We start from the raw sequence: 12,167 nt of genomic DNA, 5'->3' as shown, positions 1-12,167 counted from the left end.
TAAAATAACAAACACTAAATTTTAATTATGAAAAAAGTTCTATTATTTGTTGCAGTATTGACTGCATCGATTACAATGGCGCAAGACCTGCCGACCAATCCAGAACCGGGAAAATGTTATGTGCGTTGTACGACTCCTGACGTTTACGTGAATGAAACAGTTTCATTGACGGTAAAACCTGCCTACAAGGTTTTAAAAACGGTACCTGCCACATTCAAGACGATTACTGAAAGGGTAGAGATCAAAGCAGCCGGAAAAAAATTGACTGTTGTTCCAGAAAAATGGGGAACGGAGACAATTACTTATGTTTCTAAAGAAGGCGGAAATACCTTGCGTATTTCTCCAGCTTCGTTTAGACCAAGCTCCGAAACCATCGAGATTAAGCCAGCCTATGCACAATGGGAATTAGGCGCTTCTGCTCCTGACTGTGCTTCCGGTAATCCTGATGATTGTAGATACTGGTGTTACAAAGGGTATCCTGCAGAATTCTCTACTATTTCTACGGAAGTTTTGGGATCGGATGCCTCTGTAGCTAAAACACCAATTGGCTCTAAAAATGCTTCCTATACTAAAAGGGTATTGTTAGAACCAGCGAAGGTAATAGAAGAGGTGATTCCTGCCGAGTATACCGAGATCACTAAAACCGTATTGGACAATGACGCTTATACAGTTGAAGAAACGGTACCTGCCGTAACCAAAACCATTTCAAAGGAAGTGTTGAAGCAAAAAGGAGGTTTGACATCATGGACGGAAGTTGAATGTTCATTGGTTGAATACCAAGCATTGCCGATCAACTGGAACTTGGGTAGCGCTACCTTGACTGCCGAAGCCAAGAGAATAATCGATACAAGGTTAATGCCAGTTCTTCAACAAAATCCAGGGGTTAAATTGGAAATTGCTTCCCATACCGATGTTAGGGGCAACGCTTCTTCCAACCAAGACCTTTCTGAAAGAAGAGCAAAGGCCGTAGCCGATTATTTGATTACCAAAGGAATCAACTCAAGCTTATTGGTAGCCAATGGGTACGGTGAGACCAAGGTAAAGAACAGATGTGCAGAAGGGGTTACTTGTACTGAAAGAGAGCATGCGGTTAACCGAAGAACAGAATTTAGGTTGATCAATAACTAGAAAAAGAAAAACACTAACCATTAAAAGGGGCTTCCATTTCAGGAAGCCCTTTTTTTTATCAATGCGGTTATTTGTATTTATTGAGTAATTGAAGGTGATAACGAATTTCACCATTCATACTATACCCTGAATACTCACCTAGGGCATTTCCATTGGCGTTAACTACTTTCAGTAGGGGAAACACCCCTTTTTTATTGTATTTCTTTAATAGTTCTTTGTTGTGTTGCATTTGTCCTGCAGTGATTAAATCCTTATTTCTAGGCATATCAACATATAACAGGATATAGTCACCGGCAAGTTCCTTGAACGCTTGTGAATCGAAGAGATCGGTTTTCAACTTTTTACACGGGGGACACCAGTCACTCCCTGTAAAATAGACCATAATGTTCTTGTCTTCTTTTTTGGCCAATTTCACGGCCTTGTCAAAATCGGTCAGCCACGGAGAATCCTTCACGACTTCCATGTCGATCTGTGCATTGAAAAACAGGGGCAATAAGAACAGCAATAAAATACTTTTCATGTTGTTGTTTTTTAAATCATTTTCAAAAACCTTGCCAAGGGTTTATTTGAATAACGAATCCATACCGGGAATATTGGGCAACCCTTCCTTTGCGACGGCAGCCAACTCGGTCTCATTGACTTTTGTGGCTTTTTCTATGGCCTTGTTCAGGGTGATGACCAGATAGTCCTCCAACTGCTCTTTATCGTCTAATAAACAGGCATCGATGTGCACTTCCTGAATGACCCGGTTGGCCGAAATCGAAACGGATAATAAACCGTCGGAAGATTGCTCCCGAAGGTACACCGTATCCAATCTTTTTTTTGTTGCTTCCACTTTTTCTTGGGTTTCCCTGAGTTTCCCCATCATACCCATCATATCTCCAAACATCGCTTCTTTTTTTTATAGTTTACAGTCCAAAATTACTAAATTGTGGCGATAAGTAAATTTATATGATACACTTGGAAAAAAGAATGCTATTTTCTTTGGTAAGCCTTACTTTTGCGGTTTCTTGCCAAAATGAAAAGAAAACCATGACAATTAATGAAGTTCCCCCTATCGCGAAAAAGATTAAAAAGGAATTGATAATTCACGGTGATACCAGGGTCGATGATTACTATTGGATGAATGATCGGGAAGACCCTGAAGTAATATCCTATTTGGAAAAGGAAAATGCCTATTATAAGAAAATGACGGCCCATACCAAGGAATTCCAAGAAGAATTGTTTGAGGAAATGAAAGGTCGCATAAAGGAAGATGATGCCTCAGTACCCTATAAGAAAAATGGGTATTGGTATGTAACCCGCTATGAATCGGGAAAGGAGTATCCCATTTACAGTCGGCATAAGGGTACTTTGGATGCCCCTGAGGAGATTATGTTCAATTGTAATGACATGGCCGAAGGGCATGAATTTTTTAATCTGGGAGGTATTGCCATAAGTCCGAATAACAAACTGGCCGCCTTCGGGATCGATACGGTCTCACGAAGACAGTATACCATTAAAATCAAGAATCTGGAGACCGGTGAAATTTATAGTGACATTATTGAGAATACCACTGGCGGGTCTGTTTGGGCGAACGATAATACGACCTTGTTTTATACTAAAAAGGACCCCGTGACCTTGCGTTCAGATAAGATCTACCGTCATAAGTTCGGAACTGTTGCGGCCGAGGACCAGTTGGTATTTCATGAGGAAGACGAGACCTTCGGAACCTATGTCTACAAATCGAAATCGGATAAGTATTTGATCATAGGATCTTATAGTACCTTGACCTCTGAATTCAGGACCTTGAATGCCGATACGCCTCTAGCTGATTTCAAGGTATTCTCACCTCGGGAAAGAGGTTTGGAATATTCCATTGCCCATTATGATGATTCTTTTTATGTATTGACGAACAAGGATAAGGCAAAGAATTTCAAACTGATGAAGGTTGGGGAAATAAACACTACAGCGGCACATTGGGAAGAGTTCATACCCCATAGGGACAATGTTTTGTTGGAGGATATTGATATTTTCAAGGATTTTTATGTGCTGTCTGAACGAGAGAACGGTTTGAATAAATTGAAAATATCGCGATGGGACAAGTCAGATAGTTATTATCTGCCCTTTGAGAGTGAAACCTATACGGCCTATGTAAGTACGAATCCTGAATTCGATACCGATACGTTGCGGTATGCCTACAATTCAATGACCACTCCTAGTTCTGTGATTGATTTTAATATACAGACCAAGGAAAAAGTAGTCAAAAAGGAGCAGGAAGTGCTAGGGGGCAAGTTCAAGAAGGAAAATTATTATTCAGAGCGCATTTGGGCCACTGCCCGGGATGGCGTAAAGATCCCAATGTCGATCGTATATCACAAAGACACCAAAATCAATGCCCGAACACCCATATTGCAATATGCCTATGGTTCCTATGGCTCAACCATAGATCCTTATTTCTCGACGGTTCGTTTGAGTTTGTTGGATCGCGGGTTTGTGTATGTCATCGCCCATATTAGGGGTGGTCAGTATTTGGGACGACAATGGTATGAGGATGGAAAACTCCTGAAAAAGAAAAACACCTTCACCGATTTTGTCGATTGCTCAACCTATTTGATTGAAAACAACTATACGAGTGCCGACCATTTATATGCCATGGGAGGGTCGGCCGGTGGACTTTTGATGGGGGTAATTTTGAACAAAGCGCCTGAATTATATAAAGGGGTCATTGCAGCCGTACCTTTTGTAGACGTGGTAACCACCATGTTGGATGAGTCCATTCCGTTGACCACTGGAGAATATGATGAATGGGGCAATCCTAACGAAATGGCATATTATGAATATATGAAATCATATTCCCCATACGATAATGTAACTCCCCGAAAATATCCCAATATTTTGGTGACCACAGGATTACATGACTCCCAAGTGCAATATTTTGAACCGGCTAAATGGGTGGCCAAGTTAAGGGATCAAAAAACGGATGCTAATTTGATATTGTTCGACATTAATATGGATACAGGGCACGGTGGGGCTTCCGGACGTTTCGAATCCTTGCGGGAAGTGGCAAAGGAATATGCATTTCTTTTGGATTTGGAAGGAAAAATAGGGAATTAAATAATTTTACTAATTTTGTAAAGGAATTTTGACAATGTATCCATTGACGGGATTCAAAACTTAGATGCCTTTATGGAACATAAGATTAATGCCTACGATAGTGTCCTCGACTTAATAGGAAACACTCCCCTAATCAAATTGAATAAATCCACAGCCAAGCTTCATGGTAACTTTTATGCCAAAGTAGAGGCTTTTAATCCTGGACATTCCACAAAAGATAGGATTGCGACATATATCATCGACCAAGCGGAAAAGAAGGGTATATTAACCAAGGGTAGCACCATCATTGAAACCACTTCGGGGAATACGGGTTTTAGCCTTGCCATGGTCAGCATCATCAAAGGGTATGATTGTATTCTGGCAGTGAGTTCTAAATCCTCTGCCGATAAGATAGATATGTTGCGCACCATGGGGGCGAAGGTTTATGTTTGTCCTGCCCATGTAAGTGCCGATGACCCTAGGTCTTATTATGAGGTTGCGAAGCGATTGCATGAAGAAACCAAGGGTTCTGTTTATATCAACCAATATTTCAATGAATTGAATATTGATGCCCATTATGCCACTACAGGTCCTGAAATTTGGGAACAGACCAATGGTCATATTACCCATTTAGTGGCATGTAGCGGTACTGGAGGAACCATTTCGGGTATAGCCAGGTATCTAAAGGAAAAGAATTCAGGGGTACGGGTCATAGGTGTCGATGCCTTCGGTTCAGTACTTAAGAAATATCATGAAACGGGCAGCTTCGATAATAAGGAGATATACCCGTATAGGATTGAAGGTTTGGGTAAGAATCTGATTCCTACTTCAACTGATTTTACGGTTATTGATGAATTCATTAAGGTTACCGATGAGGCAAGTGCACATGCGGCCCGCGAATTGGCCCAAACCGAAGGTATTTTTGCAGGATATACGAGTGGTGCTGCAATGCAGGCCTTAAGGCAATTGGATGCCCTTGGCAAATTCGATGAAAACAGCAATGTAGTGGTGGTGTTCCCAGATCATGGTTCCCGATATATGAGCAAAATCTACAGTGATAAATGGATGGAAGACCAAGGATTTCTTGGAACGGAAGTAGAAAAAGAAACACAAAGCATACAATTTATAAAATAAATAAGGTTTGAAAGCATTCGATATGAAAAAAGCAATGATATCGATATCATTGCTTTTTTTGTTACGCACTAAATAAGTTATGAATGCTAATGAAAAATCAATACTTTTGCAGTAAACCAACTAGGTAAAATGAGAGATATATTTGAAAGAATAGTCGAAAACAAAGGTCCGTTGGGTAAATGGGCTTCACAAGCAGAAGGATATTTTGTTTTTCCGAAGTTAGAAGGCCCCATTTCCAATAGAATGAGGTTTCAAGGAAAAGAAGTAATCACCTGGAGTATCAATGATTATTTGGGACTATCCAATTTACCGGAAATCAGAAAAGTAGATGCTGAAGCTGCCGCCGAATACGGTTCAGCATATCCCATGGGTGCAAGGATGATGAGTGGTCATACTGATTTTCATGAACAACTGGAGCAGGAATTAGCTGCATTCGTTGATAAAGAATCGGCTTATCTATTGAATTTTGGGTATCAGGGTATGGTTTCTGCCATTGATGCCTTGGTCTCAAAAGATGACATAATTGTCTACGATGTCGACGCCCATGCCTGTATCATTGATGGTGTGCGGTTACATATGGGTAAGCGCTTTACTTTTAAACATAACGATATCGAGAGCCTGGAGAAAAACCTGGAACGGGCCAAGAAAATGGCAGAACACTCTGGTGGTGGTATCCTGGTGATCTCCGAGGGGGTTTTCGGTATGCGCGGAGAACAAGGAAGGTTAAAGGAAATCGTAGCCTTGAAGAAAAAATATAATTTTAGATTGTTCGTAGATGATGCCCACGGATTTGGTACCCTTGGAAAAACAGGGGCCGGAGCAGGGCAGGAGCAAGGTGTTCAGGATGATATTGATGTATATTTCGCCACTTTCGCGAAGTCTATGGCCGGTATTGGTGCTTTTTTGGCTGCAGATAAGGAAATCATCGATTATTTGAAATATAATTTACGTTCGCAAATGTTCGCCAAGTCATTGCCTATGATTTATGTCAAAGGGGCCTTGAAACGTTTGGATATGTTACGGACCATGCCAGAATTAAAGGCAAAGCTTTGGGAGAATGTCAATGCCCTGCAGAATGGACTTAAGGAAAGAGGTTTTGACATAGGTACGACCACAAGCTGTGTAACCCCGGTATATTTAAGTGGTAGTATTCCGGAAGCCATGGCGTTGGTCAAGGATCTTCGGGAGAATTATGGTATTTTCTGTTCCATAGTGGTGTATCCGGTCATTCCAAAAGGAATGATTTTATTGCGCCTTATTCCTACAGCCACACATACGTTGACTGATATCGAAGAGACCTTGGAAGCCTTTTCTGCCATCAGGGAACGTTTACAAAATGGTACCTACAAGAGACTTTCCGCTGCGGTAGCAGCAGCCATGGGGGAATAATAGCATCCTCCTGAAAATAAGACCCCTATCGGCCATTGGTTTTTAGGGGTCTTATTGGTTAAGATCCTTTCGATAAGTCCTACGGCGCTTGTATATTTTCGGATCAAAATGCTTCCAGATTTGTTTAATGGCGATGTTGTCTTCCAATTCTGGGGTACGAATACATTTTTCGATTTTTCTCTCAGAAAACGTTTTATGGTACTCACTGAAAATGACCGCTGTAACCCCTTTGTTCTGGTATTCAGGATGCACGCCTATCAGGTAGAAAATCACATCTTTACTGTATTTTTTAGCCCATAACATATGAAAAATACCCATCGGGAATAATTTACCCTTGGCTTTTTGAAGTGCCTTTGAGAATGAGGGCATCACGATACCAAAGGCAATGAGCTTATCATTCTTATCCAAAATAAATTTCATGTATTCAGGATTGATAAAACTGATATACTTCTTTTTGAAATAGGCTTTCTGCACTTCTGTGATAGGAACAAAAGAAGATAAGGAGGCGTATGATTCATTGAATAAATCGAACATTTGGTCGGCCATGGCCAACACCTCCTTCGTTTTTGTGAAGTTTATGGCCTTAACGCCATATCTTTTCTGTACCAACTCGTTGGCCTTTTCAAAGAACTTGGGGTGGGCATTTGCAAATGGGAATCTATTTTCCATATATTCCTTTTCCTTGATGAAGCCCAAGCGTTCATAATGCTTTTGGTAATAGGGATGATTGTACCAAGTGATCATGGTCCCTATTTCCTCGAAGCCCTCTACAAGTACACCTACCTTATCTAAATTGGAAAAGCCAACAGGTCCTTCCATATACTCTAAATTGTACCCATGGCCAAGGGTTTCGACCTTTTTCAACAATGCTTCAGACACCTCTGTGTCATCGACGAAATCGAACCAGCCGAAGCGCATTTTCTTTACCTTTTGTTGGTTGATTTCGATCCAATTGGCAATGGCCGCTATCCGCCCTACGATTTCCTCGTTTTTATAGGCAAGAAAAAAACGGGCCTCGGCATTTTCAAAGGCTGGGTTTTTTGATTTGTCGAACGAATCCAGTTCATCATTGATGATCGGAGGGACCCAATAGGGCGAATCCTTATAAAGGGTAAACGGAAACGTGACGAATTTCTTTAAATCGGCTTTTGAAGTAGCTTCTCTTAGGGTGACCATACATACATTTTGTAAGGTCAATATTAGCAATATAAATCAATACCAAAAAATTATAGTGGCAGTTTTAATTGACGCTGTTCGCAGATTTTCAATGCACTGTGGGGTACCTATAAATTATCCTTTTTAGCTTCTTTTTTAAGTTTGCGAAGCTGTTTTTTGGTAGGCCCTAAATCAATATCCTCAGCGCCCGTTCCTGTATTTTTCTTCTTCTTTTTCTTCTTTTTCAAAGATTTTTTCTTGATTTCCCCACCATTGCCATCGGCATTTTGGTCCTCGATGGCCTTAGGTTCGTCTTTATGGAAATCGAACCGGTACGATACGCCTGCGCTTATAAAGATACGTGATGGTGTGTTTTTAAAACTAGCACCTAGATTCATATCTGCCTGTAGTACCTCATTGAACAAATAGGCGACCCCACCGCGTAAGAGCACATCGGAATACCGGTCACTATCAAACCCCTGGTTTTCTACAAAGACACTCCATTTGGGATCTCGAAAAGCATGTGAGAGCGAAATCGTATAACCCATTTCAGGAAAATCCGTGCCAATACGGTCATAGGACAAGTTGGAAATAAGCACGAATCTTGGTGATAACCTGCTTTGCGTGGCTACCATAACCCTTGGAGATATCGTTGGGTCACCCACATAGAAGGGGTTATCCCCTAAAACAAAATTTGCCCCGGCATATACCGAAATGGATGGAATCAAATTTTTCAATTGAAACACATTGTTGGCCTTCCAACTGTATAGATTGGGTTTGTCATTCTTATAACGATCATAGATCAAAAATTTAAGCCCGATCCTATTTCTATAAAAATCAGTCCTGGAATCAGTGGTTCCAAAATTTTCGAATGTAATTTTTTGGTTTTGAAAGGTGCTTTCCCAATTCAATTCCAAGCGCTCGAACAATAGTCCGTAGCGCAATGAGATGTCGGTCCCAAAAAGATCACTTTGGGTATTCAACAAACTATGATCTTGCTGTTCATAAAAAAGACCGGTTTCCAATTGCAATACATTTTTACCTACGGCATAAGCACTTACCGATAAGCCGGGTCTATTCGAATTAATGACATCCGTATACTGCGATATTCCAAAAGTTGGTATTATTAGGCAGGCAAAAAGTATTGAATGCATCAATTTTTTAAACTCAAAACAACCCTTCATAGCTCTATTTTATTATTATTTTAAGACTTTTACGTTACTATTACAACGCTAGAATCGTACTTTTGATATAAATTATTTAAAATTAGTATGACTTTTCTGAAAACGATTTTAATAATCCTTTTGGTGTATTACCTGCTGAAAATTTTGGTGAAGTGGTTTGGGCCTAAACTCTTCAGCTATGCAGCAAAGAAGACCGAAGAACGATTTCGAGAGAATTTCGGGGGATTTAATAATCAACAGCATACGAACGAGGAAAAAGTGGGGGATGTGATTATTGACAAGAAACCCCCAAAAAGAAATGCATCTTCCAAAAAAGTTGGTGAATACATCGAATTTGAGGAACTAGATTGATTATTTTAGCCGAACCAACCACATTACTATTCTAATGAAGTCAGGTTTCAAAGCTTTTTACACCCATTTTTTTGTTTTGGTTTTCTTTGTAATAGCCGCCTTGGCCTATTTCAATCCTGTGTTACAGGGTAAGGTCATAGAACAATCCGATATCCGCCAGTATACCGGTATGGCCAAGGAACAAAATGATTTCCGAAAGAAAAACGGGGAAGAACCGTATTGGACCAACAGTGCTTTTGGCGGTATGCCCACCTATCAACTTGGTGCCTATTATCCACATGATTATGTAAAGAAACTCGACCGTTTGATCCGCTTTCTACCAAGACCTGCCGATTATCTATTTCTGTACTTTTTAGGATTCTATATTTTATTATGTTGCCTAAAAGTGGACTATAGGCTTGCTGCACTGGGGGCTTTGGCCTTTGGGTTTTCTACCTATCTGATCATTATCCTTGGTGTCGGGCACAATGCCAAAGCCCTTGCCTTGGCCTATATGCCCATGCTTTTAGGGGGCATTATCCTTGTCTTTAGAGGCAAGTATCTTTGGGGGTTTGTGTTGACCGCCATTGCCATGGCCCTAGAAGTAGGGGCCAATCACTATCAAATGACCTATTATTTTATGTTATTGGTAGTGATTGTTGGGATTGTTTATTTGGTCGATGGGATAAGAAATAAGAAATTAAAGCATTATTTCGCTTCAGTCGGATTATTATTGGTAGCGGTTATATTGGGCATAGCTGCCAATGCGACCAGTTTGATGGCCACTAAGGAATATGCGGATTGGAGCACGCGGGGCACCTCTGAGCTGACCATTACTCCAGATGGCACACCAAAGACCGCAACAAAGGGTCTGGATAAAGAATATATCACCCAATATAGTTACGGAATTGTTGAATCATTGAACCTCTTTGTGCCACGTCTGTTCGGAGGGTCAAATGCCGAGGATTTGGGAGGGAACTCGAAAACGTATGATTTTTTGATCGATCAGGGTATTTCTAGAAGCCAGGCGTTGGATTTTTCAAAAAATTTGCCGTTGTATTGGGGAGATCAGCCCATTGTTGCAGGTCCGGCCTATGTCGGGGCAATCATTTTATTTTTGTTTCTTCTTGGGTTGTTCCTGGTCAAGTCCAAAGCAAAATGGTGGCTATTGGGCGGTGTACTTTTATCACTTTTATTATCTTGGGGCAAAAATTTTGGACTGCTCACAGACTTTATGATCGATTATTTTCCGCTATATAACAAGTTCAGGGCGGTATCCTCCATACAGGTATTATTGGAACTCTGTGTGCCCATATTGGGTATTTTGGCACTTAAGGAATTATTTAGTCCCATCCGTGAAAGGGGTGAAAAATTGAAGGCATTGAAGATATCCTTCTTTATGGTCATCGGTTTGGGCCTTGCCTTGTTCTTGATGAAAGGCTCTTTCAGTTTTGAAGGTATTTCAGACGAGACATTGAAACGATATTATGGCGATGAGATCCTTTCCTTGATACGTTTGGACAGGGAGGCGGTTTATATGAATGACCTCTTACGGAGTTTGGTTTTTGTGACGTTGACCGCTGGCGTTGTTTGGTTGTATTTAAAGGAAAGAATCAAGGCCAATATACTTATCCTGATTTTGGGAATTTTGATCGTTGTTGATTTGGTAGGTGTGGATCTACGTTATGTAAACAAGGAAGATTTTGTTTCCAAACGAAAAATGGCGGCGCCTTTTCCCGAAACACTGGCTGATCAACAAATTGCAAAAGACAAAGCAATCTATAGGGTATATAACCCTCAAGAAGGTTTAAATGGTGCCAGTACCTCATATTATCATAAATCCATTGGGGGCTACCATGCGGCCAAACCGGCAAGGTTACAGGATTTATTCGATTTTTATATCTATAAAGGGAACCTCGGGATCTTGAACCTGCTTAATGTGAAATATGTCGTTCAACAAGACGAAGAGGGTAATGGCATTCCTACCTTGAATCCTGATGCCAATGGCAATGCCTGGTTTGTGAACAAACTCATTGAAGTAAAGACTGCCGATGAAGAGATTAAGGCGTTGGAAAATCTGGACGTCAAGAATGAAGCCGTTGTGAATACGTTTCGTTTTTCCACGATCAATAGATTCAATTTCCATACCGATTCATTGGCTACCGTAGCCTTGACAGATTATAAACCGAATCATTTGACCTATAAGGCATCGAACCCTTATCCAGGGGTTATCGTGTTTTCTGAAATGTATTATGGTCATGGATGGAATGCCTATATCGATGGGCAACCTAAAGACCATTTTAGGGCAAACTATGTGTTACGGGCATTGTCGGTTCCGGGTGGGGACCATACCATAGAATTCAAGTTTGAACCTCAAATCATTGAAAAAGGAAGTATAATAACCTTGGCCAGCTCCATTGTTCTTGGGCTGATCGTTTTAGGTGGAATCATGTATTCCGTGCGACGATCCTCGAAAAAAGAAGGGGATCAATGAAACTGACAGGCTTAAAATAATCATTAAACAATCAAGGGAATGATTATTTTTAACATCAAAGGTTACATGTGACCTATGGAAATAATAAGAATAACACATGAAAAAAGTATTGATCCTAACCTATTATTGGCCCCCGGCAGGTGGCCCTGGCGTACAGCGATGGTTGAAATTTGTAAAATATTTACCTGATTTTGGGTTAACCCCAATGCTTTACATTCCTGAAAATCCTAATTACCCTCTTTTGGATGAATCCCTTGTAAATGAGATTCCCGAAGGAC

Annotated in this window: 10 protein-coding genes and 1 pseudogene; 7 read left to right on the top strand and 4 right to left on the bottom strand. The window is 40.7% G+C overall.

Annotation, left to right across the window (positions count from 1 at the left end; genetic code table 11):
* The first annotated feature begins 27 nt into the window (after positions 1-27).
* Positions 28-1,128 carry an OmpA family protein gene (locus tag WBM98_RS02175; protein ID WP_424364382.1) on the top strand — a complete coding sequence of 367 codons (1,101 nt, stop codon included), beginning with the start codon at positions 28-30 and terminating at the stop codon, positions 1,126-1,128.
* A gap of 67 nt (positions 1,129-1,195) precedes the next feature.
* Here the strand turns inward: WBM98_RS02175 and WBM98_RS02170 are convergent, their stop codons facing one another.
* Positions 1,196-1,648 carry a thioredoxin family protein gene (locus WBM98_RS02170; RefSeq protein WP_424364381.1) on the bottom strand — a complete coding sequence of 151 codons (453 nt, stop codon included), beginning with the start codon at positions 1,646-1,648 and terminating at the stop codon, positions 1,196-1,198.
* A 42-nt stretch (positions 1,649-1,690) separates the two neighbouring features.
* On the bottom strand, positions 1,691-2,017 hold the full coding sequence (locus tag WBM98_RS02165) for a YbaB/EbfC family nucleoid-associated protein (RefSeq protein ID WP_424364380.1): 327 nt from the start codon (positions 2,015-2,017) through the stop codon (positions 1,691-1,693).
* Between the two features lie 62 nt (positions 2,018-2,079).
* On the opposite strand from WBM98_RS02165, the gene WBM98_RS02160 reads away from it, so the two are divergent.
* The 3 genes from WBM98_RS02160 to WBM98_RS02150 all read left to right on the top strand — a co-directional run bounded on the left by WBM98_RS02160 (position 2,080) and on the right by WBM98_RS02150 (position 6,726).
* Positions 2,080-4,224 (top strand): S9 family peptidase, encoded by a 2,145-nt coding sequence (locus tag WBM98_RS02160; RefSeq protein ID WP_424364379.1) that lies wholly within the window; start codon positions 2,080-2,082, stop codon positions 4,222-4,224.
* 72 nt (positions 4,225-4,296) lie between these two features.
* On the top strand, positions 4,297-5,337 hold the full coding sequence (locus WBM98_RS02155) for a PLP-dependent cysteine synthase family protein (protein ID WP_424364378.1): 1,041 nt from the start codon (positions 4,297-4,299) through the stop codon (positions 5,335-5,337).
* A 129-nt stretch (positions 5,338-5,466) separates the two neighbouring features.
* Complete coding sequence (locus WBM98_RS02150) at positions 5,467-6,726, top strand: aminotransferase class I/II-fold pyridoxal phosphate-dependent enzyme (protein WP_424364377.1); 1,260 nt, start codon at positions 5,467-5,469, stop codon at positions 6,724-6,726.
* A 51-nt stretch (positions 6,727-6,777) separates the two neighbouring features.
* On the opposite strand, the gene WBM98_RS02145 is transcribed toward WBM98_RS02150, so the two are convergent.
* Entirely contained in the window at positions 6,778-7,902 is a 1,125-nt protein-coding gene (locus WBM98_RS02145) for a GTP cyclohydrolase (protein WP_424364376.1), read from the bottom strand.
* A gap of 107 nt (positions 7,903-8,009) precedes the next feature.
* Positions 8,010-9,035, bottom strand: a complete 1,026-nt coding sequence (locus WBM98_RS02140; RefSeq protein ID WP_424364375.1) for a transporter — start codon at positions 9,033-9,035, stop codon at positions 8,010-8,012.
* A gap of 117 nt (positions 9,036-9,152) precedes the next feature.
* On the opposite strand from WBM98_RS02140, the gene WBM98_RS02135 reads away from it, so the two are divergent.
* From WBM98_RS02135 to WBM98_RS02125, 3 genes and pseudogenes are all read left to right on the top strand, one after another.
* Positions 9,153-9,416 carry a DUF4834 family protein gene (locus WBM98_RS02135; RefSeq protein WP_424364374.1) on the top strand — a complete coding sequence of 88 codons (264 nt, stop codon included), beginning with the start codon at positions 9,153-9,155 and terminating at the stop codon, positions 9,414-9,416.
* Positions 9,417-9,450: 34 nt separating this feature from the next.
* The gene (locus WBM98_RS02130) at positions 9,451-11,889 is read left to right on the top strand and encodes a hypothetical protein (protein WP_424364373.1); all 2,439 of its coding nucleotides are present in this window, start codon (positions 9,451-9,453) and stop codon (positions 11,887-11,889) included.
* 97 nt (positions 11,890-11,986) lie between these two features.
* Positions 11,987-12,167 (top strand): annotated as a pseudogene (locus tag WBM98_RS02125) (glycosyl transferase family 1); the annotation flags it as partial.

The organism is Maribacter sp. (assembly GCF_049667165.1).
GTDB lineage: Bacteria > Bacteroidota > Bacteroidia > Flavobacteriales > Flavobacteriaceae > Maribacter_A.
The sequence above is the reverse complement of the archived record's forward strand: the minus strand, read 5'-3'. Positions and strand labels throughout refer to the sequence as shown.

Bases quoted from the DNA above. Each gene is read 5' to 3' on its own strand.
- WBM98_RS02150 (WP_424364377.1), top strand. From the start codon at position 5,467: ATGAGAGATATATTTGAAAGAATAGTCGAAAACAAAGGTCCGTTGGGT.
- WBM98_RS02170 (WP_424364381.1), bottom strand. From the start codon at position 1,648: ATGAAAAGTATTTTATTGCTGTTCTTATTGCCCCTGTTTTTCAATGCA.
- WBM98_RS02165 (WP_424364380.1), bottom strand. From the start codon at position 2,017: ATGTTTGGAGATATGATGGGTATGATGGGGAAACTCAGGGAAACCCAA.
- WBM98_RS02155 (WP_424364378.1), top strand. From the start codon at position 4,297: ATGGAACATAAGATTAATGCCTACGATAGTGTCCTCGACTTAATAGGA.
- WBM98_RS02145 (WP_424364376.1), bottom strand. From the start codon at position 7,902: ATGGTCACCCTAAGAGAAGCTACTTCAAAAGCCGATTTAAAGAAATTC.
- WBM98_RS02130 (WP_424364373.1), top strand. From the start codon at position 9,451: ATGAAGTCAGGTTTCAAAGCTTTTTACACCCATTTTTTTGTTTTGGTT.
- WBM98_RS02135 (WP_424364374.1), top strand. From the start codon at position 9,153: ATGACTTTTCTGAAAACGATTTTAATAATCCTTTTGGTGTATTACCTG.
- WBM98_RS02140 (WP_424364375.1), bottom strand. From the start codon at position 9,035: ATGCATTCAATACTTTTTGCCTGCCTAATAATACCAACTTTTGGAATA.
- WBM98_RS02160 (WP_424364379.1), top strand. From the start codon at position 2,080: ATGATACACTTGGAAAAAAGAATGCTATTTTCTTTGGTAAGCCTTACT.
- WBM98_RS02175 (WP_424364382.1), top strand. From the start codon at position 28: ATGAAAAAAGTTCTATTATTTGTTGCAGTATTGACTGCATCGATTACA.